Source organism: Pseudomonas zeae (assembly GCF_014268485.2).
Classification (GTDB): Bacteria; Pseudomonadota; Gammaproteobacteria; order Pseudomonadales; family Pseudomonadaceae; genus Aquipseudomonas; species Aquipseudomonas neuropathica.
The window spans coordinates 2,142,142-2,166,306 of the sequence record NZ_CP077090.1 but is presented as its reverse complement, the minus strand read 5'-3'; the positions used below and the strand labels follow the sequence as shown (position 1 = coordinate 2,166,306).

Annotated in this window: 21 protein-coding genes; 11 read left to right on the top strand and 10 right to left on the bottom strand. The window is 59.0% G+C overall.

Annotation, left to right across the window (positions count from 1 at the left end):
- Positions 1 to 7: 7 nt before the first annotated feature.
- From sdhA to sdhC, 3 genes are read right to left on the bottom strand one after another with little or no spacing between them, the layout of a single operon-like run.
- The gene (sdhA, locus tag HU754_RS09610; RefSeq protein ID WP_093439913.1) at positions 8 to 1,780 is read right to left on the bottom strand and encodes a succinate dehydrogenase flavoprotein subunit; all 1,773 of its coding nucleotides are present in this window, start codon (positions 1,778 to 1,780) and stop codon (positions 8 to 10) included.
- Between the two features lie 3 nt (positions 1,781 to 1,783).
- The gene (gene sdhD / locus HU754_RS09605; protein WP_003222999.1) at positions 1,784 to 2,152 is read right to left on the bottom strand and encodes a succinate dehydrogenase, hydrophobic membrane anchor protein; all 369 of its coding nucleotides are present in this window, start codon (positions 2,150 to 2,152) and stop codon (positions 1,784 to 1,786) included.
- Entirely contained in the window at positions 2,146 to 2,520 is a 375-nt protein-coding gene (gene sdhC / locus HU754_RS09600; RefSeq protein WP_016773673.1) for a succinate dehydrogenase, cytochrome b556 subunit, read from the bottom strand. Before sdhC ends, sdhD begins: the two co-directional genes overlap by 7 nt.
- Before the next feature lie 363 nt (positions 2,521 to 2,883).
- Between sdhC and gltA the strand changes: the two genes are divergently transcribed.
- A complete protein-coding gene (gene gltA, locus HU754_RS09595) occupies positions 2,884 to 4,173 on the top strand; it encodes a citrate synthase (RefSeq protein WP_003222994.1) in 1,290 nt (429 codons plus the stop codon).
- Positions 4,174 to 5,426: 1,253 nt separating this feature from the next.
- Here the strand turns inward: gltA and HU754_RS09590 are convergent.
- The 3 genes from HU754_RS09590 to HU754_RS09580 form a co-directional block, all read right to left on the bottom strand.
- A complete protein-coding gene (locus HU754_RS09590) occupies positions 5,427 to 7,085 on the bottom strand; it encodes a cation acetate symporter (RefSeq protein WP_093439909.1) in 1,659 nt (552 codons plus the stop codon).
- Positions 7,082 to 7,393 (bottom strand): DUF485 domain-containing protein, encoded by a 312-nt coding sequence (locus HU754_RS09585; protein ID WP_034151547.1) that lies wholly within the window; start codon positions 7,391 to 7,393, stop codon positions 7,082 to 7,084. The genes HU754_RS09590 and HU754_RS09585 overlap by 4 nt, the downstream gene beginning before the upstream one ends.
- A gap of 240 nt (positions 7,394 to 7,633) precedes the next feature.
- The gene (locus HU754_RS09580) at positions 7,634 to 8,485 is read right to left on the bottom strand and encodes a glycine betaine ABC transporter substrate-binding protein (protein ID WP_034151546.1); all 852 of its coding nucleotides are present in this window, start codon (positions 8,483 to 8,485) and stop codon (positions 7,634 to 7,636) included.
- A gap of 286 nt (positions 8,486 to 8,771) precedes the next feature.
- Between HU754_RS09580 and HU754_RS09575 the strand changes: the two genes are divergently transcribed.
- Positions 8,772 to 10,367, top strand: a complete 1,596-nt coding sequence (locus HU754_RS09575) for a glycoside hydrolase family 17 protein (RefSeq protein WP_186625218.1) — start codon at positions 8,772 to 8,774, stop codon at positions 10,365 to 10,367.
- A gap of 107 nt (positions 10,368 to 10,474) precedes the next feature.
- Here the strand turns inward: HU754_RS09575 and HU754_RS09570 are convergent, their stop codons facing one another.
- On the bottom strand, positions 10,475 to 10,843 hold the full coding sequence (locus tag HU754_RS09570) for a hypothetical protein (RefSeq protein ID WP_186625217.1): 369 nt from the start codon (positions 10,841 to 10,843) through the stop codon (positions 10,475 to 10,477).
- A gap of 224 nt (positions 10,844 to 11,067) precedes the next feature.
- Between HU754_RS09570 and HU754_RS09565 the strand changes: the two genes are divergently transcribed.
- Both HU754_RS09565 and HU754_RS09560 read left to right on the top strand, forming a co-directional pair.
- The gene (locus HU754_RS09565; protein WP_099758388.1) at positions 11,068 to 12,366 is read left to right on the top strand and encodes a serine/threonine protein kinase; all 1,299 of its coding nucleotides are present in this window, start codon (positions 11,068 to 11,070) and stop codon (positions 12,364 to 12,366) included.
- Positions 12,359 to 13,147, top strand: a complete 789-nt coding sequence (locus tag HU754_RS09560; protein ID WP_034151542.1) for an MlaA family lipoprotein — start codon at positions 12,359 to 12,361, stop codon at positions 13,145 to 13,147. The genes HU754_RS09565 and HU754_RS09560 overlap by 8 nt, the downstream gene beginning before the upstream one ends.
- 181 nt (positions 13,148 to 13,328) lie before the next feature.
- Here HU754_RS09560 and HU754_RS09555 read toward each other — a convergent pair whose 3' ends face one another.
- Positions 13,329 to 14,243: a DUF808 domain-containing protein gene (locus HU754_RS09555; protein ID WP_186625215.1), complete on the bottom strand. Its 915-nt coding sequence runs from the start codon at positions 14,241 to 14,243 to the stop codon at positions 13,329 to 13,331.
- 135 nt (positions 14,244 to 14,378) lie between these two features.
- Between HU754_RS09555 and HU754_RS09550 the strand changes: the two genes are divergently transcribed.
- Positions 14,379 to 14,984, top strand: a complete 606-nt coding sequence (locus tag HU754_RS09550) for a TetR/AcrR family transcriptional regulator (RefSeq protein WP_007919931.1) — start codon at positions 14,379 to 14,381, stop codon at positions 14,982 to 14,984.
- Positions 14,985 to 15,086: 102 nt separating this feature from the next.
- Here HU754_RS09550 and HU754_RS09545 read toward each other — a convergent pair whose 3' ends face one another.
- Together HU754_RS09545 and HU754_RS09540 are read right to left on the bottom strand one after the other, a co-directional pair.
- On the bottom strand, positions 15,087 to 15,545 hold the full coding sequence (locus tag HU754_RS09545; protein ID WP_095126519.1) for an REP-associated tyrosine transposase: 459 nt from the start codon (positions 15,543 to 15,545) through the stop codon (positions 15,087 to 15,089).
- Between the two features lie 212 nt (positions 15,546 to 15,757).
- Positions 15,758 to 16,198 carry a GlcG/HbpS family heme-binding protein gene (locus HU754_RS09540; RefSeq protein WP_186625213.1) on the bottom strand — a complete coding sequence of 147 codons (441 nt, stop codon included), beginning with the start codon at positions 16,196 to 16,198 and terminating at the stop codon, positions 15,758 to 15,760.
- A 268-nt stretch (positions 16,199 to 16,466) separates the two neighbouring features.
- Between HU754_RS09540 and gcl the strand changes: the two genes are divergently transcribed.
- The 6 genes from gcl to HU754_RS09510 all read left to right on the top strand — a co-directional run bounded on the left by gcl (position 16,467) and on the right by HU754_RS09510 (position 24,161).
- Entirely contained in the window at positions 16,467 to 18,242 is a 1,776-nt protein-coding gene (gene gcl / locus HU754_RS09535; RefSeq protein ID WP_186625211.1) for a glyoxylate carboligase, read from the top strand.
- Positions 18,243 to 18,420: 178 nt separating this feature from the next.
- On the top strand, positions 18,421 to 19,203 hold the full coding sequence (gene hyi / locus HU754_RS09530) for a hydroxypyruvate isomerase (protein ID WP_095050211.1): 783 nt from the start codon (positions 18,421 to 18,423) through the stop codon (positions 19,201 to 19,203).
- Positions 19,204 to 19,359: 156 nt separating this feature from the next.
- Positions 19,360 to 20,253 carry a 2-hydroxy-3-oxopropionate reductase gene (locus HU754_RS09525; protein WP_007919937.1) on the top strand — a complete coding sequence of 298 codons (894 nt, stop codon included), beginning with the start codon at positions 19,360 to 19,362 and terminating at the stop codon, positions 20,251 to 20,253.
- A 160-nt stretch (positions 20,254 to 20,413) separates the two neighbouring features.
- A complete protein-coding gene (locus tag HU754_RS09520; protein ID WP_186625209.1) occupies positions 20,414 to 21,688 on the top strand; it encodes a glycerate kinase type-2 family protein in 1,275 nt (424 codons plus the stop codon).
- On the top strand, positions 21,685 to 23,100 hold the full coding sequence (pyk, locus tag HU754_RS09515; protein ID WP_186625207.1) for a pyruvate kinase: 1,416 nt from the start codon (positions 21,685 to 21,687) through the stop codon (positions 23,098 to 23,100). Before HU754_RS09520 ends, pyk begins: the two co-directional genes overlap by 4 nt.
- Positions 23,101 to 23,246: 146 nt before the next feature.
- Positions 23,247 to 24,161 (top strand): urea transporter, encoded by a 915-nt coding sequence (locus HU754_RS09510; RefSeq protein WP_186625205.1) that lies wholly within the window; start codon positions 23,247 to 23,249, stop codon positions 24,159 to 24,161.
- Positions 24,162 to 24,165: the final 4 nt, after the last annotated feature.

Here is a 24,165-nt window from a genome sequence, read left to right as displayed (position 1 = left end):
GTCACCCTTAATAAGTCCGGACTTTAGGTTCGAAAGTCGGAACAGTCTTCGGCGAGAAGTTCACGGCACGCTTGGTGACGCGCTTGTCACCCGGGAAGTACAGGGTGTGGCACAGCCAGTTTTCGTCATCACGATCTTCAAAGTCTTCACGGGCGTGAGCACCGCGGGACTCTTTACGTACTTCGGCCGCGATGGCGGTAGCTTCAGCCACTTCCAGCAGGTTTTGCAGTTCCAGCGCTTCGATACGTGCAGTGTTGAACGCCTGCGACTTATCGTTGATCTTCACGTTGGCGATACGCTTGCGCAGATCGGCCAGCTGAGCAATACCCTTCTGCATGTATTCGCCAGTACGGAATACACCGAAGTAGTTCTGCATGCAGCTCTGCAGCTCGCGACGCAGGGTAGCGACGTCTTCGCCGTCAGTACGGTTGTTCAGTGCGTTCAGGCGCGACAGGGCAGCTTCGATATCGGCTTCGGTAGCGTCGTCGTATTCGATGCCGTCGGTCAGGGCTTTTTCCAGATGCAGGCCGGCAGCGCGGCCGAATACCACCAGGTCGAGCAGCGAGTTGCCGCCCAGACGGTTGGCACCGTGAACCGATACGCAAGCCACTTCACCTACCGCGAACAGACCAGGAATGATCTGATCCACGCCATCGGCGTTCTGGGTGATCGCCTGGCCATGGATGTTGGTGGCAACGCCGCCCATCATATAGTGGCAAGTCGGAACAACCGGAACCGGCGCAACAACCGGGTCAACGTGGGCGAAAGTCTTCGACAGTTCGCAGATGCCTGGCAGACGGCTGTGAAGCACTTCCTCGCCCAGGTGGTCGAGTTTGAGCATCACGTGGTCGCCATTCGGACCGCAACCGTTGCCAGCGATGATTTCTTTAACCATCGAGCGAGCAACCACGTCACGACCGGCAAGGTCTTTGGCGTTCGGAGCATAACGCTCCATGAAACGCTCGCCGTGCTTGTTGATCAGGTAACCACCTTCACCACGGCAACCTTCTGTAACCAGTACACCGGCACCGGCGATGCCGGTCGGGTGGAACTGCCACATTTCGATGTCTTGTACCGGTACGCCAGCACGCAGAGCCATGCCGACGCCGTCACCGGTGTTGATCAGGGCGTTGGTGGTGGAAGCGTAGATACGACCTGCACCGCCGGTAGCCAATACGGTGGCTTTGGCGCGGATGTAGGAAGTTTCACCAGTTTCGATGCAGATCGCGATCACACCGACGAAATCGCCTTCCTGGTTTTTCACCAGGTCGACAGCGTAGTACTCGTTCAGGAACGTGGTACCGGCTTTCAGGTTGCCCTGATAAAGGGTGTGCAGCAGAGCGTGACCGGTACGGTCGGAAGCCGCGCAAGTACGCGCAGCCTGGCCGCCTTTACCGTAGTCCTTGGACTGACCACCGAACGGACGCTGGTAGATACGGCCTTGTTCGGTACGCGAGAACGGCAGACCCATGTGGTCCAGCTCGAAAACCGCGGCCGGGCCTTCCTGACACATGTATTCGATAGCGTCCTGGTCACCGATGTAGTCGGAGCCCTTGACGGTATCGTACATGTGCCAGCGCCAGTCATCGTTCGGGTCAGCAGACGCGATCGCGCACGTGATGCCGCCTTGAGCGGATACAGTGTGCGAACGGGTCGGGAAAACCTTGGTGATCACGGCAGTCTTGTGACCACCCTGTGCCAGTTGCAGCGCAGCGCGCATGCCGGCACCGCCACCACCAATAATGATGGCGTCGAAAGAAATCGTTGGAATGTTAGCCATGACTCAGATACCCCAGAGAATCTGCACACCCCAGACGAAGTAAGCGAACATCGCAACGCCGCATACTGCCTGGAAAAGGAAACGTATCGCCGTTGCGGACTTGCCGAACGCCATCGGCGTCAGGTAGTCAGTCGCGATGGTCCACATGCCGACCCAGGCGTGAGCGCCGAGAGCAACAAGGGCCAGGAGGCTGAAAATACGCATCCCGTTGTGGGCGAACAATTCATGCCACTGGGCATACTCGAGGCCAGGGTGGGCCACGACGTATCCGATCAGAAAGATGAAGTAAGCCGCGAGAACGACCGCAGACACACGTTGCGCCATCCAGTCATAGAGGCCCGAACGCGACAGGTTCGTGACGTTAGTTACCATATCCAAACTCCTGCCAGAACGATTACCACCACGGAAACGGCGATAACGATTTTCGAGCCCAGCTTGCCGCCTTCCAGCGTCTCACCGATGCCCATGTCCATGATCAAATGGCGCACACCGGCTACCAGGTGATACAGCAGAGCGGACAGGATGCCCCAAATCACTAGCTTGGCTAGCGGACTGGTCAGACACGCTTTCACCTGACCGAAGCCTTCCTCGGAGCTGAGCGACTTGTCCAATGCATAAAGCATGATGGCAAGGCACACGAAGAGGATGACACCGGAGATACGGTGAAGAATGGACGTGTAAGCAGTGACTGGGAGTTTGATGGTCCTTAGGTCTAGGTTTACAGGTCGTTGGCTTTTCACGGCTTTTTTTTCACACTGAAGAGCCCCTAACAATCAGGGCAAAGTTGTTGGGGAGTGCACTGGTCAGGTAACCACCACCCAGGGATGCGACCCCCAATGAAAGCAAGCCCAAAAGCCCTTGGCGGTCGGTGGCCGAGTATAGACAGTTAGGCTACTAATGACAACGCAATCACCTACCCCAAATAGCTGATTGCACAAGTCGTATAAAAGGCGTAAATGGCAGTCAATTTCGAGGAAAAAGTGCGCTTAAAGCCTTCTGGAGCAAGACTTTAGGCAAATTGACATTCGAATTTATCTCACTATAGTGGTGCGGGCCCTGCGTGGGGGGTCTGTCTGATGGTTCAAGCATAAATAGGAGGCCACATGGCTGACAAAAAAGCGCAGTTGATCATCGAGGGCGCAGCCCCCGTCGAGCTGCCCATTTTAACCGGCACCGTTGGTCCCGATGTAATCGATGTTCGGGGCCTGACGGCCACGGGCCGCTTCACTTTCGACCCAGGCTTCATGTCGACCGCCTCGTGCGAGTCGAAGATCACCTATATCGACGGCGACAACGGCATTCTGTTGCACCGCGGCTACCCGATCGAACAACTGGCTGAAAAGTCGGACTACCTGGAAACCTGCTACCTGCTGCTCAACGGCGAACTGCCGACCGCAGAACAGAAGGCCCAGTTCGTCAGCACCGTGAAAAACCACACGATGGTTCACGAGCAGTTGAAAACCTTCTTCAACGGTTTCCGTCGCGACGCCCACCCGATGGCCGTCATGTGCGGTGTAGTCGGCGCCCTCTCGGCCTTCTACCACGACTCCCTGGACATCAATAACCCGCAGCATCGCGAAATTTCCGCGATCCGTCTGGTTGCCAAGATGCCGACCCTGGCAGCGATGGTTTACAAGTACTCCATGGGCCAGCCCATGATGTACCCGCGCAACGACCTGACGTACGCGGAAAACTTCCTGCACATGATGTTCAACACCCCGTGCGAGATCAAACCGATCAGCCCGGTACTCGCCAAGGCCATGGACCGGATCTTCATCCTCCACGCCGACCACGAGCAGAACGCCTCGACTTCCACCGTGCGTCTGGCCGGCTCCTCGGGTGCCAACCCGTTCGCTTGTATCGCCGCCGGTATCGCCGCACTGTGGGGCCCTGCCCACGGCGGTGCGAACGAAGCCGTATTGACCATGCTTGACGAGATTGGCGATGTTTCGAACATCGACAAGTTCATCGCCAAGGCCAAGGACAAGAACGATCCGTTCAAACTGATGGGCTTCGGTCACCGCGTTTACAAGAACCGCGACCCTCGCGCGACTGTGATGAAGCAGACCTGCGACGAAGTACTGAAGGAACTGGGCATCAACAACGATCCGCAACTCGAACTGGCCATGCGCCTGGAAGAGATCGCGCTGACCGACCCGTACTTCATCGAACGCTCGCTGTACCCGAACGTCGACTTCTACTCGGGGATCATCCTCAAGGCGATCGGCATTCCGACCAGCATGTTCACCGTGATTTTCGCGCTGGCACGTACTGTTGGCTGGATCTCCCACTGGAAAGAAATGCTCTCCAGCCCGTACAAGATTGGCCGTCCGCGCCAGTTGTACACCGGCTACGAGTCGCGTGACATTACCAAGCTGGAAGACCGCAAATAAGATTTGTCTTGCGATAACGTCTTAAGTTGTATCGGGAACGGCCTCTATTTATATAGGGGCCGTTTTTGTTTGTCTGGGATTTGGGGATTGGGGATTGGGGGCATATCCGTTGCTGCGGGTGTTGCCGCTGGCGGTTTCGCTCTTACAGCGAGTCACCTTTTCCAAACGCCGAAAAGGTAACCCAAAAGGCTTTGCCCCTGGCGTACGGCACTTCGCTGAGGCTCAGTGTTCCCTCGCTACGGTGTCCATCCGGGGGCATCGCCTACGGTTTGCTTCGCTGCACCTCCTCTCGATGTATGCGGCTACGCCGCACGGCGCTGCGCGCCTAACCCCCGGATGAACACCTCCGCTCGGCCTGCCGAAGGGGCAAAAAATCAAAAGCCAAAGCCAAAGCCAAAGCAAGATCACAAGCCAAATCAAAAGCCCCTCACCCTAGCCCTCTCCCGGAGGGAGAGGGAATTGATCGAGGTGTTTGGGGGAGCTACGCCGACGTGCGATACCGCGTTGGACTCAGGCTTTGAAAAGCACCCAAATCAGCCCCATTTCCTTCCACTACCGGAGGGAGAGGTGACTGATCGAGGTGTTTGGGGGAGCTACGCCGACGTGCGATACCGCGTTGGACTCAGGCTTTGAAAAGCACCCAAATCAGCCCCATTTCCTTCCACTACCGGAGGGAGAGGTGACTGATTGAGGTGTTTGGTAGAGTTACGCCGACGTGAAAGTCCGAGTTGAACGCAAATTTTGAGAGGCCCACCATCGGCTCCCTCTCCCTCGGGAGCGGGCTGGGGTGAGGGGCAGCAACAACCCCAATCAAACGCCGAACACCCCACGCTCTTCACCACTCAACAGGATGAGCGTTAGCTCGGCTGCTGCTCTTGATCTTGATCCACCAGCGACGTCGGAAGGCTGAGTGGAGGGATTGATCCGGGCGTGGGAGCGTAGCGACCGTTTGGCGCAGCCAAACACAGCGAGAGGAGGTGCAGCGAAGCAAACCGTAGGCGCTGCGCCCGGATCGATCCCGCAGCGAAGGAACCCCGAGCCCCGGCGAGCGGGCCGCACGTAGGAGCAAGCGTTTTTTTGCTTACTTTTTTTAGGCGTTTGTAAAAAAAGTGAGTCGCCGTAAGGGCGAAACCCTAATCAGCCGTTACCGCAGCAACGGATATGTACACAGCTCTAGCCGATAACCGCCCAATAAAAATGCCCCGATCTCTCAACCGGAGCATTCAGCACAACATTACAAAACCATCAAACCATCAATGCGAAACCGCCCCACTCGCCCCCAACCCAGTCTGCGAACGCACAAACTGCGGGAAGAACAGCGCCCGCTCGTTATCCGCAGCCGTCGACTTGTCAGTAATCGAGAAGAACCAGATCCCGACAAAAGCAATGATCATCGAAAACAACGCCGGATACTCGTAAGGGAAGATCGCCTTCTCATGATGCAGAATCTGCACCCAGATGGTCGGGCCAAGGATCATCAAGCCCACCGCACTCACCAGACCCAACCAGCCACCAATCATCGCGCCCCGAGTGGTCAGCTTCTTCCAGTACATCGAAAGCAACAGCACCGGGAAGTTACAGCTCGCCGCGATCGAGAACGCCAAGCCCACCATGAACGCAATGTTTTGGCTTTCGAACAAGATACCCAAGCCAATAGCCAGAATACCCAGCGCAACCGTGGTGATCTTCGAAACGCGAATCTCATCCTTGTCGTTAGCCTTGCCCTTCTTGATCACGCTGGCATACAGATCGTGAGACACCGCCGAAGCACCGGCCAGGGTCAGACCCGCCACTACCGCCAGAATGGTCGCAAACGCTACAGCCGAGATAAAGCCCAGGAAAATACTGCCGCCCACCGCGTCAGCCAGGTGCACCGCCGCCATGTTATTGCCGCCGAGCAGAGCGCCCGCCGCATCTTTGAAGGCCGGGTTGGTGCTGACCAGCAGGATCGCGCCGAAGCCGATGATGAACGTCAGGATGTAGAAGTAACCAATGAAGCCAGTGGCGTAGAGCACGCTCTTACGCGCTTCTTTGGCGTCACTCACGGTGAAGAAACGCATCAGAATGTGCGGCAGGCCAGCGGTACCGAACATCAGTGCCAGGCCGAGGGAGAACGCCGATACCGGATCTTTCACCAAACCGCCCGGGCTCATGATCGCCTCACCTTTCGGGTGAACCTTGATCGCCTCGGAGAACAGCATGTTGAAGTCGAAGTTGACGTGCTTCATCACCATCAGCGCCATGAACGAGGCACCGGACAGCAGCAGCACCGCCTTGATGATCTGCACCCAGGTGGTCGCCAGCATGCCGCCGAACAGCACGTACATGCACATCAGGATACCGACCAGAATCACCGCCACGTAGTAGTCGAGACCGAACAGCAGCTGGATCAGCTTGCCGGCACCAACCATTTGCGCGATCAGGTAGAACGCCACCACCACCAGCGAGCCGCAGGCCGATAGCGTGCGGATCTGGGTTTGCCCGAGGCGGTAGGACGCCACGTCGGCAAAGGTGTATTTCCCCAGGTTACGCAGACGCTCGGCGATCAGGAACAGAATGATCGGCCAGCCCACCAGGAAGCCGATCGAGTAGATCAGGCCATCGTAGCCGGAGGTGAACACCAGCGCGGAAATCCCCAGGAAGGACGCCGCGGACATGTAGTCACCGGCAATCGCCAGACCGTTCTGGAAACCGGTGATTTTGCCGCCCGCCGCGTAGTAGTCGGCAGCCGACTTGTTACGCTTGGACGCCCAGTAAGTGATGCACAGGGTCGCACCGACGAACACCACGAACATGGCAATCGCCGCGACATTGAGCGGTTGTTTGTGAACTTCACCGGTCAGGGCGTCAGCGGCCCAGACCGCAGGCGCGAACGCCGAGATGCTCAGAAGAGCCAGTAGACGCCGGATCATTGCTGAGCCTCCTTGAGAATCGCATTGTTCAGGTCGTCAAACTCGCCATTGGCGCGGCGCACATAGATACCGGTCAGGACGAAGGCCGAGATAATCAGACCGACACCGATCGGAATGCCCCAGGTAATCGAAGATTCAGGACTGAGTTTCGCCCCCAGCACTTGCGGCCCGTAAGCGATCAACAGAATGAATGCGGAGTACAGCCCGAGCATGATTGCCGAGAGAATCCAGGCGAATCGTTCCCTTTTCTGAACCAGCTCCTTGAATCGGGGACTGTTTTGAATCGAGAGGTAAATGCTGTCGTTCATTGTTTTTATCCTCGCAGCACAGATTATTGTTGGAACATAGCTAATGTATGCGGCTGCGAGCGCGGTAACAGACGACCTTAGTAGTAGAACGCCATGACACTTTTGCCAATTTCCGGTACACACAAAACAACTGTGGGAGCGAGCTTGCTCGCGAAGGCGTCGGATCAGTCGATATTTGCATCAACTGACAGATCGCATTCGCGAGCAGGCTCGCTCCCACAGGGTTAGGCGGTGAGGCTTTTATTTAGTCCAGTCAGCCACGCGATCCGGGTGTTTGGCCACCCAATCCTTGGCCGCGGCTTCAGGTTTGGCACCGTCCTGAATCGCCAGCATGACTTCGCCGATTTCGTCTTTCGACGCCCACTGGAAGTTCTTCAGGAACTTGGCCACTTCCGGCGCTTTGGTCGCCAGTTCTTTGCTGCCGATGCTGTTCACGGTTTCAGCCGCGCCATACACGCCTTTCGGATCGTCGAGGAAGCGCAGTTTCCACTTGGCGAACATCCAGTGCGGCACCCAACCGGTAACGGCGATCGATTCGTTTTTCTTCTCGGCACGGGTCAGCTCGGCAATCATGCCGGCGCCGGAACTGGCCTTGAGCGAGTACTTGTCGAGGCCGTAATCCTTGATCGCCTGATCAGTCTTGAGCATCACGCCTGAACCGGCGTCGATGCCGACGATGCGATTCTTGAAGGTGTCGTCGGTTTTCAGGTCTTCGATCGACTTGGCTTTCACATACTCCGGCACGATCAGGCCGATTTTCGCATCCTTGAAGTTCGGGCCGTAATCGACGACCAGATCCTTGTTTTTCGTCCAGTATTCGCCGTGGGTCACGGGCAGCCAGGCCGAAAGCATGGCGTCGAGTTTGCCGGTGGCTACGCCTTGCCACATGATCCCGGTGGCAACGGCTTGCAGTTTCACGTCGTAGCCGAGTTTCTGCTTGATCACTTCGGCCGCTACGTGGGTGGTCGCAACGCTGTCGGACCAACCGTCAACGTAACCGATGTTCAGGGTCTGTTTTTCTGCGCTGGCGAAAGTGGAACTCATCGCAAGCACCAAAGCAGCACTTGCGCCTAAAAGTCGTCGCATCTTCATCGTTACTTCCCCGAAATGCTGCGCCCGACGGATGACGGGCGGCGTCAACGTATTGTTATGGTGCACGGCGCCCCCATCACGCCTGACCGCAAACTCGTTCGTCATCAGCGGAGTACTGACGCTTTCGATCATCAACCTGACGCCCGCAGCGACCTGCTCTGTCAGCGACCTCAAGGCAACGAGAAACGACATCAGAAGGCCATTAATCGCGGCTATATAAATGACGCCAAATAATCCGCCCGAACTTTGCATGTCAAAATCATGCGGGCCACCAACCCCTCTATAAATGCAGGTAACATGCGTCGCTTTGCAGCCACTCGGCCTGACCATGTCCGCGACTTCCCGCTTCCCTTTTCTGCCTTATCTCTTCGCCTGCCTGCTGGGGCTGTTTGCCCTCGGCGGCTTCTGGTACGGCCTCGGCCAAGCGGTGATCCTGCCCGACGCCGCGACCCCGACGCATAAATTGCAGTGCGCCTCCTACACCCCGTTCGATAAAGACCAATCGCCGTTCGACGTGCCGTTCAAACTGCGCCCGGAGCGCATGGACGCCGACCTCGCATTGCTGGCGACACGCTTTGAGTGCATACGCACTTACTCGATGACGGGCCTGGAAGCGCTGCCGGATCTGGCGCGCAAACACGGCTTGAAATTGATGATCGGCGCGTGGGTCAACAGCAACCCGGTGGACACCGAAAAGGAAGTCGACCTGCTGATCAAATCGGCCAACGCCAACGCGGATGTGGTCAGTGCAGTGATCGTCGGCAACGAGGCGCTGCTGCGCAAGGAAGTCACCGGCGCGCAACTGGCCCGATTGATCAACAAGGTCAAAAGTCAGGTCAAGCAACCGGTCACGTACGCCGATGTCTGGGAGTTCTGGCTCAAGCATCCTGAAGTCGCGCCAGCGGTGGACTTTCTGACAATTCATTTGCTGCCGTACTGGGAAGATGATCCGTCGAACATCGATGTCGCCCTGCAGCATGTAGCGGATGTGCGCCAGGTGTTCGGTAATAAATTCGCACCGAAAGACGTGATGATCGGCGAAACCGGCTGGCCGAGCGAAGGCCGTCAGCGCGAAACCGCCCTGCCGAGTCGGGTCAATGAGGCCAAATTCATTCGTGGTTTTGTCGCGATGGCCGAGAAGGAAGGCTGGCATTACAACCTGATCGAAGCCTTCGACCAGCCGTGGAAGCGCGGCAGTGAAGGCGCAGTCGGTGGCTATTGGGGCTTGTTCGATGCCGACCGTCACGACAAGGGCGTGCTGGCCGGGCCGGTGACCAACGTCCCCTATTGGAAGGAATGGCTGGCGGTCGGTGGTTTGATTTTTCTTGGCACGCTGATCCTTGGCGGTCGCGTCCGCACTACGCGCTCGGCGTTGGTGTTGCCGCTGCTGGGCGCCCTCGCCGCTTGCTCGATTGGCGCCTGGGGTGATCTCGCACGGGTAACCACGCGGTTTGCCAGTGAGTGGTTGTGGGTCGGCTTGCTGACGGTGTTGAACCTGTTGGTGTTGGCGCACGCTGCGCTGACGCTGAGCGCGCGTGCCGGCTGGCGTGAGCGGGCGTTCAATCTATTGGAGCGCCGCGCGGGCTGGCTGGTCGCAGCGGCAGGTTTTGCCGCAGCAGTAATGATGCTGGAGATGGTCTTCGATCCGCGTTATCGCAGCTTTGCGAGCATGGCGTTCGTGCTGCCGGCGCTGGTTTATCTGTGCCGGCCGGTCAGCGTGCCGCGTCGGGAGATTGCCCTGCTGACGTTTATTGTCGGCGCGGGCATTGCGCCGCAGCTGTATCAGGAAGGGTTGCAGAATCAGCAGGCGTGGGGTTGGGCGTTGGTGAGTGTGTTGATGGTGGCTGCTTTGTGGCGTTGCCTGCGTGTTCGCAGCCTCTGATCTTCAGAGCGGCATCAGGCCTCTTCGCGAGCAGGCTCGCTCCCACATTGGATCTGTGGCGTACACAAATCCCCTGTGGGAGCGAGCTTGCTCGCGAAGACTGACTGTCAGGCGCTGCGGGACTCGCGGACCAGACGCAACCCGGCAATCACCAACGCAAACACCGCCAACGTGGTGTTGTACAACGCCAGCGCCGGCGCCCCGAATACCAGCGCCAGCACCGCCAGCCACCACCCTGCCCGCCCCGGCAATACAAACCCGATCAACGCCGCACCCAGCGCCGTCCAGCCCAACACCTTGAAGTGAATCATCAAGCCCAGGTTCGACCGTACCTGACATTCCCAGCGACTGGCCTCATCCACGCAGATGCCCACCCACTTTCCGTCTTCCATAAAGCCATAACGCGCGCCATAACTGGCGGCCAGCCACAACGGCAACAGAACGAGCAGCAAAATCACGGGCAAACGGCGGGACATGAAACACTCCAATCTTCGGAAATCGGCGGCCAGCTTAATCTGCCGCCAGCCGTGTGCAAGAACTAACAACTGTTAACTGTTCATTCAGGGCGTGCAAAGTGTATCGTCCAGCTACTATTACTCCGAATTCTGCCTGTTTGGTGCCGCAGCATGGCACTTTGGCGCAACCCCGGTGGTCATAGCCTGCGAACTTCATTCGGCACCTTCCTCTAAGGGATCTAGTCATGCTCCGTTCCTTGCGCTTCGCCGCGCTGTTCAGCGGCCTTATTTTGAGTGCGTCCGCACTGGCGGTGGATATCGATGCCGCCAGTTATGGCTACCCCCTGACCAACCCGTTCGAGGCGACCATCGCCACGACGCCGCCGGACTTGCGCCCGGAATTGCCGCTGGACGACGACATCAATCAGTCGGACCGCAGCCTGACGTTGCGCCCGGAGCGAGAGTTCATCCTGCCGGATAACTTCTGGGCGGTGAAAAAACTCACCTATCGCATCGCCACCCAGGACAAACCGGCACCGCTGATCTTCCTGATCGCCGGCACCGGCGCGCGTTATGACAGCACCCTCAACGAATACCTGAAAAAGCTCTACTACAAGGCCGGCTACCACGTCGTGCAATTGTCGTCGCCGACCAGTTTCGACTTCATCAGCGCCGCCTCGCGCTTCGCGACCCCGGGCGTGACCAAGGAAGACGCCGAGGACATGTATCGAGTGATGCAGGCCGTGCGCGCGCAGAACCCGAAACTGCCGGTGACCGAGTACTACCTGACCGGTTACAGCCTCGGCGCCCTTGATGCCGCCTTCGTCGCGCATCTGGACGAGACGCGCCGCAGCTTCAACTTCAAGAAAGTCCTGCTGCTCAATCCGCCGGTCAACCTCTACACCTCGGTGACCAACCTCGACAAGTTGGTGCAAACCGAGGTGAAAGGCATCAACAACAGCACCACGTTCTATGAACTGGTGCTGTCGAAGTTGACCCGCTACTTCCAGCAGAAAGGCTACATCGACCTCAACGATGCACTGCTCTACGACTTCCAGCAGTCCAAGCAGCACCTGACCAACGAACAGATGGCGATGCTGATCGGCACCTCGTTCCGCTTCTCGGCGGCCGACATTGCCTTCACCTCGGATCTGATCAACCGTCGCGGCCTGATCACCCCGCCGAAGTTCCCGATCACAGAAGGCACCAGCCTCACGCCGTTCCTCAAGCGTGCGCTGCAGTGCGACTTCGACTGCTACCTGACCGAACAGGTGATCCCGATGTGGCGTGCGCGCACTGACGGCGGCAGCCTGCTGCAACTGATCGATCAGGTCAGTCTGTATGCGCTGAAGGATTACCTGCATGACAGCCCGAAAATCGCCGTGATGCACAACGCCGACGACGTGATCCTCGGCCCGGGCGATCTCGGTTTCCTGCGTAAAACGTTCGGTGATCGTCTGACCGTTTATCCACTGGGCGGCCATTGCGGCAACCTTAACTACCGCGTCAACAGCGACGCCATGCTGGAGTTCTTCCGTGGCTAAATATCTCCTGCTGATGGCAGCGCTCCTCTGCGCAGGCGTGGCCCAGGCCGACAACAGTAAAGCCAACGCGCCGGTCGTCGTCGACAGCGACGGCTTCAAAGAGCCGCTGTCCAAACTCAAGTTCAACCCGGGGCTGGATCAGCGCGAGTTCGAGCGTTCGACGCTCAACGCGCTGAACGTCTACGACCCGCTGGAGTCGTGGAACCGCCGGGTTTACCACTTCAACTACCGCTTCGACCAATGGGTGTTCCTGCCGGTGGTCGATGGCTATCGCTACATCACGCCGAGTTTTGTGCGTACCGGGGTAAGCAACTTCTTCAACAACCTCGGTGACGTGCCGAACCTGGTCAACAGCCTGTTGCAGTTCAAAGGCCAGCGCTCGATGGAAACCACCGCGCGCCTGCTGCTCAACACCACCATCGGCATTGCCGGCCTTTGGGACCCAGCGACCGCCATGGGCCTGCCGCGCCAGAGCGAAGACTTTGGCCAGACCCTGGGCTTCTACGGTGTACCGGGCGGCGCCTACTTCGTGCTGCCAATCCTCGGCCCGTCGAACATCCGCGACACCGCCGGTCTTGCTGTGGATTACACCGCCGAATCAGCGATCAACTTCCTCAACGTCTCTGAAGTCAGCTCCAACCACCCGGAAATCTGGGCCCTGCGCGCGGTCGACAAGCGCTACCAGACCAGCTTCCGCTACGGCCAGATGAACTCGCCGTTCGAGTACGAAAAGGTGCGTTACGTGTATACCGAAGCGCGTAAGTTGCAGATCGCCGAGTAAAAACGGCAGGCACAAAAAAGGGTCATTCAATGAAAATTGAATGGCCCTTTTTATTGGCACAACACAAACCAACTGTAGGAGTGAGCCTGCTCGCGATAGCGGTGTACCAGCCACCATTTGCAGTGCTGACACACCGCTATCGCGAGCAGGCTCACTCCTACAAAGGGTTTTGTGTTGAATGTCAGTTTTTCAGGGCTTTCCAGATTTTGCCGACAACGGAAACCACCGCCAACACCACCGCACCGGCAATAATCCCCGCCACACCATTGAGCAACATCGGCACCGCAAACCCGGCACTCCCGGCCGCGGCGCCAACGCCTTCAATCCAGTCATGCACGACCGGCACGCCATGGGTGAGGATGCCGCCGCCGACCAGGAACATCGCCGCCGTGCCGACCACCGACAGGGTTTTCATCATGTACGGCGCGGCACTGAGAATGGCGCTGCCGATTTTCTTCGCCAACTGCCCAGGCTTTTGCGTCAGCCACAAGCCGAGGTCGTCGAGTTTGACGATGCCCGCCACCAGTCCATACACGCCCACCGTCATCACAATCGCAATACCGGACATGACGATCACTTGCTGAGTCAGCGAAGCAGTAGCCACGGTGCCCAGGGTGATCGCGATGATTTCTGCGGAGAGGATAAAGTCAGTGCGGATCGCGCCTTTGATCTTGTCTTTCTCGTAGGCCACCAGATCGGTCGCCGGATCGGCTACCGCCTCAGCCAGTTGCGCATGTTCGACCTCGTCTTCAGCCTTGCTGTGCAGAAACTTGTGCGCAAGCTTCTCAAAACCCTCAAAGCACAGATACGCACCGCCGACCATCAACAATGGCGTCACCAGCCACGGCACGAACGCACTGATCGCCAGCGCCGACGGCACCAGAATCAGTTTGTTGACGAACGAACCCTTGGCCACGGCCCAGACCACGGGGATTTCCCGTTCCGCACGCACGCCGGAGACCTGCTGGGCGTTGAGCGCCAGATCATCGCCGAGTACGCCGGCGGTCTTCTTGGCGGCCATTTTGCTCATCAACGCCACGTCATCCAGCACAGTGGCAATATCGTCGACCAGCACCAGCAAACTGCTTCCTGCCATGAATCCTGTTTCCTTTTATGTATGAATGGTGCGAAGCATAACGCGACCACAGACCACACGGGGCATTCTTGAGCGCTGCGCGAGGCCGGTGCTACCATGCGCAACCGCCAGAACAGGCAAGGAACCACCGGGTTTATGAGCACAATCCGCGAGCGCAACAAAGAACTGATCCTGCGTGCCGCCAGTGAGGAGTTTGCCGACAAGGGCTTCGCTGCGACCAAAACCAGCGACATCGCCGCCAAGGCGGGATTGCCCAAGCCCAATGTCTACTACTACTTCAAGTCCAAGGAGAACCTCTACCGCGAGGTCCTGGAAAGCATCATCGTGCCGATTTTGCAGGCCTCGACCCCGTTCAATCCGGACGGCGTACCGAGCGAAGTGCTGAGCGGCTACATCCGCTCGAAAATCCGCATCTCCCGCGACCTGCCCTTCGCCTCGAAAGTGTTCGCCAGCGAAATCATGCACGGCGCCCCACACCTGAGCGCCGACCTGGTCGAGCAACTCAACGGCCAGGCCAAGCACAACATCGATTGCATCCAGAGCTGGATCGACCGCGGGCAAATTGCCCCGATCGACCCTAATCACCTGATGTTCAGCATCTGGGCTGCGACCCAGACCTACGCCGACTTCGACTGGCAGATTTCTGCAGTCACCGGGAAAGACAAGCTGGACGAGGCGGATTATGAAGCGGCGGCGCAAACGATTATCCGGCTGGTGTTGAAGGGGTGTGAGCCGGACTGATAGACCGCGGCGACTGCTTCGCGAGCAAGCTCGCTCCCACATTTGGAATGCGTTCCCCTGTAGGAGTGAGCCTGCTCGCGATCGAGGCGACTCGGTTTCAGCTCAAACCCAAATGGCATCCCACAGCGGATAGTCGCCAAGCTTCTCCACCAGCCCGGCCCGCAATGGGTTGGCCACGACATAACGCGCCATCCTCACCAAGTCTTCTTCCCGCCTCAGCGCGCGGTCATGAAACCCTCTCTGCCAGAGAACGCTGTTTCCACCGGAAGCGTGCCTGACAGCCTTGGTGCTCAGCGATTTGGTTTTTTGCATCACCTCACTCAATGAACCTCGTCGCAATTCAATCAGCCAATGGAAATGATCTGGCATGACTACCCAGGCTAATGAGCTCACCAGCCCCGAATCTTGCGCGTGTCGAAATTGATCAGCGACCAGTTTTCCCAAGGCAAAATTCGTGAAAATCGGCTTTCGTTGATAAGTGGTGCTGGTTAACAGATAGATTCGACTGACTTCGGTATAGCGTCCGACTCGCAATTTATGTGCAGCAGGTAGATCCGGCATTCCTTTGCCCTCTGTGATCAGGTCATGAAAAGGCTAGTACCGGGAAAGACAAATGGAGCGGTCAACTGTTGGCAGGATGTGTCTGGTAGATAGCAATCGCGAGCAGGCTCACTCCTACAAGGGATCTGGGGTGTTCAAACATTTTGTGTCTGAACACAAATCCCTGTAGGAGTGAGCCTGCTCGCGATAGCGGTTATTCAATCAACGCAGATTCAAGCCGCCACCCCCGCATCCGCCCTCAACTCCAACGCCTCCACCGCCCTGATCGCCACCTGCTCATCAATATCCGACAAATCCCCGCTAATCCCGATCGCGCCCAGCACATTCCCCGCCTGATCCCGAATCAACACACCACCCGGTGCCGGCACGACGCTGCCTTGGTCCATGCTGTTCAGCGCGGCAATAAAGGCTGGGCGTTGTTGCGCGTCGAGTGCCAGCAGGCGTGAGCCTTTGCCCAGCGCGATGGCGCCCCAGGCTTTGCCGATGGCGATGTTCGGGCGCAGCAGGCTGGCGCCGTCTTCGCGTTGCAGGGTGATCAGGTGGCCGCCGGTATCGAGTACCGCGATGGTCAGCGGCGCGGCATTGATGCCGCGCCCTGCGTTGATGGCTTCGTTGACCAGGTTGACTGCGACTTTCAAGGTTAAAGCGCTCATGGTGCCGTCCTCATTTTGTTATAGGGAAAGTCGTGGGCCTGCGGTTTTCTGCCGCAGGCCGATGCAACAAATAGAACACAATGAGTTATTTTTTTGTATACAATAATTCTCGAAAAGCGCCACATGCGACGAAAAGCCACAGTCCGACAGGCTTCCGACGAATGAAACAGGCGCTTGAGAAAATGGATTGACCTGCGCCGTCCGCCGTGAATACACTCTGCGCAAAGCCACTTGTATACAATTACAAAACGTAAAGAGGCACAAAACCATGAGCAAAATGAGAGCAATCGAAGCCGCCGTTCTGGTGATGCGCCGTGAAGGGGTTGATACCGCTTTTGGCATCCCGGGCGCTGCCATCAACCCGCTGTACTCCGCCTTGCAGAAGGTCGGTGGCATCGATCACGTCCTTGCTCGCCACGTTGAAGGCGCCTCGCACATGGCCGAGGGCTACACCCGCACCAAGGCCGGCAACATCGGCGTGTGCATCGGTACTTCCGGCCCTGCCGGTACCGACATGGTCACCGGGCTCTACAGCGCCTCGGCCGACTCGATTCCAATCCTCTGCATTACCGGCCAGGCACCCCGCGCCCGTATGCACAAGGAAGACTTCCAGGCTGTCGACATCACCAGCATCGTCAAGCCAGTCACCAAGTGGGCGACCACTGTTCTGGAACCGGGCCAGGTGCCTTACGCGTTCCAGAAAGCGTTCTTTGAAATGCGCTCCGGCCGTCCTGGCCCCGTGCTGATCGACCTGCCGTTCGACGTGCAGATGGCCGAAATCGAATTCGACATCGACGCCTACCAGCCGCTGCCGCTGGCCAAACCGACTGCGACCCGCGTTCAGGTCGAGAAGGCTTTGGCTTTGCTGGATCAGGCTGAGCGTCCATTGCTGGTGGCCGGCGGCGGCATCATCAACGCCGACGCCAGCGATCTGCTGGTTGAATTCGCTGAGCTGACCGGCATCCCGGTGATCCCGACCCTGATGGGCTGGGGCACCATCCCGGACGACCACCCACTGATGGTGGGCATGGTTGGCCTGCAGACTTCGCACCGTTACGGCAACGCGACCATGCTGAAAGCCGACGTGGTATTGGGTATCGGTAACCGTTGGGCCAACCGTCACACCGGTTCGGTTGACGTTTACACCGAAGGTCGCAAGTTCATTCACGTCGACATCGAAGGCACGCAGATCGGTCGTGTGTTCACGCCGGATCTGGGCATCGTTTCCGACGCCGCTGCAGCACTGACCGTGTTCATCGAAGTGGCGCGTGAATGGCAAGCCGCCGGCAAGCTGAAAAACCGCAGTGCCTGGCTGCAAGACTGCCAGCAGCGTAAAGCCAGCCTGCATCGCAAGACCCACTTCGACAACGTGCCGGTCAAGCCGCAGCGCGTTTACGAAGAAATGAACCAGGTGTTCGGCAAGGACACCTGCTACGTCAGCACCATTGGTCTGTCGCAGATTGCCGGCGCGCAGTTCCTGCACGTCTACAAGCCGCGTCACTGGATCAACTGCGGCCAGGCCGGCCCGTTGGGCTGGACCATTCCGGCAGCGCTGGGCGTGGTGAAGGCCGATCCGAGCCGGAAAGTCGTGGCCCTGTCGGGGGACTATGACTTCCAGTTCATGATCGAAGAACTGGCGGTCGGCGCTCAGTTCAAACTGCCGTACATCCACGTCGTGGTGAACAACTCGTACCTGGGTCTGATCCGTCAGGCCCAGCGCGGGTTCGAAATGGACTACTGCGTGCAGCTGTCCTTCGATAACCTGAACGCGCCGGAACTCAACGGTTACGGTGTTGACCACGTTGCAGTGGCTGAAGGCCTCGGCTGTAAAGCGCTGCGTGTATTCGAGCCCTCGGAAATCGCCCCTGCCCTGCGCAAGGCCGAACAGATGATCGAAGAGTTCAAGGTGCCGGTGATCGTCGAGATCATTCTGGAGCGTGTGACCAACATCTCCATGGGCACCGAGATCAACGCCGTCAACGAATTCGAAGACCTGGCGCTGGTCGGCAACGATGCGCCAACGGCGATTTCGCTGCTTGATTGATTGCTTTTAGCCCCCTCTCCCCTTGGGAGAGGGCTGGGGTGAGGGAAAGGTTTTGCGGTGCTCGCAAAATTCGGATCAGACTCAGGATCCCCCTCACCCTAACCCTCTCCCCCAGGAGAGGGGACTTGATCGCGTTCAGTCTGACCAACCGTGTCACATCCGTTTTTAGGAGACCACCATGCCGCGTTTCGCAGCCAACCTGTCCATGCTGTTCACCGAACAGGATTTCCTTGCCCGTTTCGACGCCGCCGCCAAGGCTGGTTTCAGCGGCGTTGAATACCTGTTCCCGTACGACTTCAGCTCCGCTGAAATCAAAGCCAGGCTCGACGCCAACGGTCTGACCCAAGTGCTGTTCAACCTGCCGGCCGGTGACTGGGCCAAGGGCGAGCGCGGTATCGCGTGCCTGCCGGATCGGGTTGAAGAGTTCCGCGCCGGGGTCGATCTGGCGATTGCCTACGCGCAAGTGCTGGGCAACACCCAGGTCAACTGCCTGGCCGGTATTCGTCCGCAAGGCGTTGACGATGCCACCGTGGAAAAGACCTTCGTCGCCAACCTGAAATACGCCGCCGACAAGCTGCAGGCAGCGGGCATCAAACTGGTGATGGAAGCGATCAACACCCGCGACATTCCGGGTTTCTACCTGAACAACACAGCGCAAGCCCTGTCGATTCGCGAGCAGGTCGGCAGCGCCAATCTGTTCCTGCAATACGACATCTATCACATGCAAATCATGGAAGGCGATCTGGCCCGCACCCTGCAATCGCACCTGGGCGAGATCAACCATGTGCAGCTCGCGGACAACCCGGGGCGCAACGAACCAGGCACCGGTGAAATCAACTACCGCTTCCTGTTCGAACACCTCGATCGCATCGGTTATCAGGGTTGGGTGGGTTGCGAGTACAAGCCGCTGACTACCACCGAAGCAGGCCTCGGCTGGCTGAAAACCCATAACGCAATCTGACGCAGATCCCCTGTAGGAGTGAGCCTGCTCGCGATGAATTCACCTCGGTACACCTGATGTACCTCAGCGCCTGAATCGCGAGCAGGCTCACTCCTACATAAAGGCAACAGCTTCCCCCTATTTGCTTGAGCAAGACAAAAACAAGAGGATTTTCTCATGGCTAAAATCGGATTTATCGGCACCGGCATCATGGGCCACCCAATGGCTTCGAACCTGCAGAAAGCCGGTCACAGCCTGTTCCTGTCCGCGCACCACGACGCCGCCCCGGCCGACCTGGTCGCCGCTGGCGCCGTCGCCCTGGCCAACCCGCGCGAAGTGGCGCAGGAGGCTGAATTCATCATCGTCATGGTCCCGGATACCCCGCAGGTCGACGACGTACTGTTCCGCGCCGACGGCGTTGCCGCCGGCCTGAGCAAAGGCAAAATCGTTATCGACATGAGCTCGATCTCGCCGACCGCGACCAAGGCGTTCGCCGCCAAGATCAACGAGAAAGGCGCGCAGTACCTCGACGCACCGGTGTCCGGTGGTGAAGTCGGCGCCAAAGCCGCGACTCTGAGCATCATGATCGGTGGCGACGCCGATGCCTTCGAACGCGCGCTGCCGCTGTTCCAGGCCATGGGCAAGAACATCACTCTGGTCGGTGGCAATGGCGACGGTCAGACCGCCAAAGTCGCCAACCAGATCATCGTCGCCCTGAACATTCAGGCCGTCGCTGAAGCCCTGCTGTTCGCTTCGAAAAACGGTGCCGATCCAGCCAAGGTGCGTGAAGCACTGATGGGCGGTTTCGCCTCCTCGAAGATTCTTGAAGTGCACGGCGAGCGCATGATCAAAGGCACTTTCGATCCAGGCTTCCGCATCAGCCTGCACCAGAAGGACCTGAACCTGGCCCTGCAAGGCGCCAAAGAGCTGAACATCAACCTGCCAAACACCGCCAACGCCCAGCAAGTGTTCAGCACCTGCGCGGCCATCGGTGGCAGCAACTGGGACCACTCGGCGCTGATCAAGGGTCTGGAGCACATGGCCAACTTCTCGATTCGCGACAACAAATAAGCCACTGCCCCACCGCTTAAACCTGTGGGAGCGAGCTTGCTCGCGAAGAGGGCGTGTCAGTCGACATGGATATTGACTGATCCACCGCTTTCGCGAGCAAGCTCGCTCCCACAGGGATCTCTACCGCCCTTTCGAATAACAAGAATTCCGGGAGCCCGCCATGTCGGTCGATCCGCAACAACTGCTGCGCGAGCTGTTTGCCACAGCCATCGACGCGGCCCATCCGAACCAGGTCCTCGAAGCCCATCTGCCTGCTGATCGCAGCGGTCGGGTGATCGTCATCGGCGCCGGCAAAGCCGCTGCTGCCATGGCGCAAGTAGTCGAGCGCTGCTGGGAAGGTGAAGTCACAGGCCTGGTGGTGACCCGTTACGGTCACGGCGCCCCGTGCGAAAAAATCGAAGTGGTCGAAGCCGCGCATCCGGTACCGGACGCCGCCGGTCTGGCCGTGGCCAAACGCGTGCTGGAACTGGTCAGCAACCTGACCGAGGACGACCGCGTAATCTTCCTGCTCTCCGGTGGCGGCTCTGCCCTGCTGGCGTTGCCGGCCGAAGGCATCACCCTCGCCGACAAGCAATCGATCAACAAAGCCCTGCTCAAATCCGGCGCGACCATCGGCGAGATGAACTGCGTGCGCAAGCACCTCTCGGCGATCAAGGGCGGGCGTCTGGGCAAGGCCTGCTGGCCTGCCACTGTTTATACCTACGCGATTTCCGATGTACCGGGCGACCTCGCCACGGTCATCGCTTCCGGCCCGACCGTGGCCGATCCAAGCACCTCCGCCGAAGCGCTGGCGATCATCAAACGCTACGGCATCGAGATTCCGGTTTCGGTACGCACCTGGCTGCAAAGCCCTGAGTCGGAAACCGTCAAACCCGGTGATCCAAGCCTGGCGCGCAGCCACTTCCAGTTGATCGCTCGACCTCAGCAATCGCTGGACGCTGCGGCGGTGAAATGCCGTCAGGCCGGTTTCAGCACGCTGATCCTCGGCGACCTCGAAGGTGAGTCGCGCGAAGTGGCAAAAGTCCACGCCGGCATCGCCCGCCAGATCATCCATCACGGCCAGCCATTGGCGGCACCATGCGTGATTCTCTCCGGCGGCGAAACCACCGTGACCGTGCGCGGCAATGGCCGTGGCGGGCGCAACGCCGAGTTCCTCCTTAGCCTCACCGACAGCCTCAAAGGCCAGCCCGGGGTTTACGCCTTGGCCGGTGACACCGACGGCATCGACGGCTCGGAAGACAACGCCGGCGCGATCATGACCCCGGACAGCTACGCCCGCGCCGCCGCCCTCGGTTTGAGCGCCAGCGACGAGCTGGATAACAACAACGGCTACGGCTATTTCGAGGCGCTCGATGCGTTGATCGTCACCGAGCCGACCCGCACCAACGTCAACGACTTCCGCGCCATTCTGATCCTTGAGAGCTGCAAATCATGACGCCTGATAAAAAGGTCAAAATCCTCGCCACCCTCGGGCCTGCTGTCGATGGCATCGAAGACATCCGTGAACTGGTCGAAGCCGGGGTCAACATCTTCCGCCTGAACTTCAGCCACGGTGATCACGCCGACCACGCCAAGCGCTATCAGTGGATCCGCGAAGTCGAGCGCCAGCTCAACTACCCGCTGGGCATTCTGATGGACTTGCAGGGGCCGAAACTGCGCGTCGGCAAGTTCGCTGACGGCAAAGTGCAGTTGCATCGTGGTCAGGCATTCCGCCTGGATCTGGACGCGACACCGGGCGATGAGCGTCGGGTGAATCTGCCGCATCCGGAAATCATCGAAGCGCTGGAAGCGGGCATGGACCTGCTGCTCGACGACGGCAAACTGCGTCTGCGTGTGGTCACCAAATACGCTGACGCGATCGACACCACCGTGCTCAACGGCGGCGAGTTGTCGGATCGCAAAGGCGTCAACGTGCCGCAAGCAGTGCTCGACCTCAGCCCACTGACTGCCAAGGATCGTCGTGACTTGAGCTTCGGTCTGGAACTGGGTGTGGACTGGGTCGCGCTGTCGTTTGTGCAACGCCCGCAAGACATCATCGAAGCCCGTGCACTGATCGGCGACAAAGCCTTTTTGATGGCGAAAATCGAGAAGCCTTCGGCCGTTGAGCAACTGCGCGAAATCGCTGAACTGAGCGACGCGATCATGGTTGCCCGTGGCGATCTCGGCGTTGAAGTACCGGCCGAAAGCGTGCCGCAGATTCAGAAGAACATCATCACCACCTGCCGCGAACTCGGCAAACCGGTGGTGGTGGCGACGCAGATGCTTGAGTCGATGCGCTTCTCCCCTGCCCCGACCCGCGCCGAAGTGACTGACGTTGCCAACGCCGTGGCCGAAGGCGCCGATGCGGTGATGCTGTCGGCGGAAACCGCGTCCGGTGAATACCCGCTGGAAGCGGTGCAGATGATGAGCAAGATCATTCGCCAGGTGGAAAACGGTCCGGACTATCAGACCCAGCTCGACGTCAGCCGGCCGAAAGCTGAAGCGACCGTTTCCGATGCGATCAGCTGCGCGATCCGGCGCATCAGCAACGTGCTGCCGGTGGCGGTGCTGGTCAACTACAGCGAGTCCGGTGCGTCGAGTTTGCGTGCAGCGCGGGAACGGCCGAAAGCGCCGATCCTCAACCTGACGCCGAACCTGCAGACCGCACGGCGTTTGAGCGTGGCGTGGGGCATTCATTCGGTGGTCAACGATCGCCTGCGTCAGGTCGATGAGGTTTGCTCGACCGCGCTGGAAATCGCCCAGGCGCAGGGTATGGCCGAGCGCGGCGACACGCTGCTGATCACTGCGGGTGTGCCGTTCGGGCAGCCTGGGTCGACTAACTCGCTGCGGATCGAAACGTTGATTTAGCGCCTGTACCGGCCTCTTCGCGAGCAGGCTCGCTCCCACAGTTGATTTGTGTGCATCACAAACTCAATGACTGAACAAAGATTCAATGTGGGAGCCAGCCTGCTGGCGATGCAGGCGCCTCGGTTTCACTGACTTTCAGAACTGCCATGCCTGCCAATCATTTCAACACCCACTGCCCCGACTGGGCCGAGGCTTTGCTCAACGGTTTCAGTCAGATATTCCTTCAGCGCCATCCGCTGTGCGGCCTGCTGTGCCTGTTGGCGATCCTGCTGACAGCACCGGTGCTGTTCGCCGGTGCGCTGCTCGGTGCCGTCGCCGGATTGCTCACCGCACAACGGCGCAACTACGCCAAGGCTGATCGCCAGGCGGGACTGTTCAGCTACAACGGCATTTTGCTCGGCCTGCTGCTGAGCCTGTATTTCCCCTGGTCGCCAATGCTGCCACCGCTGATTCTTGCCGCTGGCGGCTTGAGCGCAATGGTCACACAGCAATGGCTCAAACACGTCTACAACAGCCGCTCCATACCGGCCTACACCTCGCCGTTCGTGGCCATGAGCTGGATCCTCCTGCTGTTCGCCGAGCCGTCGGCGCCGATGGCGCACATCGAGATGAACACGCTGAACCTGCTCGCCGCTGAACTGCGCGGCTTGGGTCAGGTGATGTTCCTCGGTCATCCACTGGCCGGCGCATTGATCGCCATCGGCTTGCTGATCGCTGATCGCCGTGCATTCTGCTGGGCGCTGCTGGCGTCGGCGATCGGCCTCGGCTCCAGTCTGCTGCACCACGAAACCAGTGCTGCACTGTTAGGCCTCGGCAGCTACAACGCCGTACTCGCCGCCCTCGCCTTTTCCGCGCAACGCCAACAACCCTGGCTGCCGCTAGTCGGCATCGTGTTAGCGCTGCTGGTTACACCGCTGTTTGCCGCCGTCGGCCTCGCCGAGTTGACCGCGCCGTTTATCCTCGCCGGCTGGCTGATCCGCGCCGGGATTCAGATGCTCGGCAAAGCCACCGTCGAGCGTGCGCCTTGCGCTCACGGGGAGAATCAACCTAGGCTGCGCTGATCTT

What these genes read in the sequence shown, in the direction of transcription:
- sdhA (WP_093439913.1), bottom strand. Translation starts at nt 1,780, where the DNA reads ATGGCTAACATTCCAACGATTTCTTTCGACGCCATCATTATTGGTGGT.
- sdhD (WP_003222999.1), bottom strand. Translation starts at nt 2,152, where the DNA reads ATGGTAACTAACGTCACGAACCTGTCGCGTTCGGGCCTCTATGACTGG.
- gltA (WP_003222994.1), top strand. Translation starts at nt 2,884, where the DNA reads ATGGCTGACAAAAAAGCGCAGTTGATCATCGAGGGCGCAGCCCCCGTC.
- HU754_RS09590 (WP_093439909.1), bottom strand. Translation starts at nt 7,085, where the DNA reads ATGATCCGGCGTCTACTGGCTCTTCTGAGCATCTCGGCGTTCGCGCCT.
- HU754_RS09585 (WP_034151547.1), bottom strand. Translation starts at nt 7,393, where the DNA reads ATGAACGACAGCATTTACCTCTCGATTCAAAACAGTCCCCGATTCAAG.
- HU754_RS09580 (WP_034151546.1), bottom strand. Translation starts at nt 8,485, where the DNA reads ATGAAGATGCGACGACTTTTAGGCGCAAGTGCTGCTTTGGTGCTTGCG.
- HU754_RS09575 (WP_186625218.1), top strand. Translation starts at nt 8,772, where the DNA reads ATGCAGGTAACATGCGTCGCTTTGCAGCCACTCGGCCTGACCATGTCC.
- HU754_RS09570 (WP_186625217.1), bottom strand. Translation starts at nt 10,843, where the DNA reads ATGTCCCGCCGTTTGCCCGTGATTTTGCTGCTCGTTCTGTTGCCGTTG.
- HU754_RS09565 (WP_099758388.1), top strand. Translation starts at nt 11,068, where the DNA reads ATGCTCCGTTCCTTGCGCTTCGCCGCGCTGTTCAGCGGCCTTATTTTG.
- HU754_RS09555 (WP_186625215.1), bottom strand. Translation starts at nt 14,243, where the DNA reads ATGGCAGGAAGCAGTTTGCTGGTGCTGGTCGACGATATTGCCACTGTG.
- HU754_RS09550 (WP_007919931.1), top strand. Translation starts at nt 14,379, where the DNA reads ATGAGCACAATCCGCGAGCGCAACAAAGAACTGATCCTGCGTGCCGCC.
- HU754_RS09545 (WP_095126519.1), bottom strand. Translation starts at nt 15,545, where the DNA reads ATGCCGGATCTACCTGCTGCACATAAATTGCGAGTCGGACGCTATACC.
- HU754_RS09540 (WP_186625213.1), bottom strand. Translation starts at nt 16,198, where the DNA reads ATGAGCGCTTTAACCTTGAAAGTCGCAGTCAACCTGGTCAACGAAGCC.
- gcl (WP_186625211.1), top strand. Translation starts at nt 16,467, where the DNA reads ATGAGCAAAATGAGAGCAATCGAAGCCGCCGTTCTGGTGATGCGCCGT.
- hyi (WP_095050211.1), top strand. Translation starts at nt 18,421, where the DNA reads ATGCCGCGTTTCGCAGCCAACCTGTCCATGCTGTTCACCGAACAGGAT.
- HU754_RS09525 (WP_007919937.1), top strand. Translation starts at nt 19,360, where the DNA reads ATGGCTAAAATCGGATTTATCGGCACCGGCATCATGGGCCACCCAATG.
- HU754_RS09520 (WP_186625209.1), top strand. Translation starts at nt 20,414, where the DNA reads ATGTCGGTCGATCCGCAACAACTGCTGCGCGAGCTGTTTGCCACAGCC.
- pyk (WP_186625207.1), top strand. Translation starts at nt 21,685, where the DNA reads ATGACGCCTGATAAAAAGGTCAAAATCCTCGCCACCCTCGGGCCTGCT.
- HU754_RS09510 (WP_186625205.1), top strand. Translation starts at nt 23,247, where the DNA reads ATGCCTGCCAATCATTTCAACACCCACTGCCCCGACTGGGCCGAGGCT.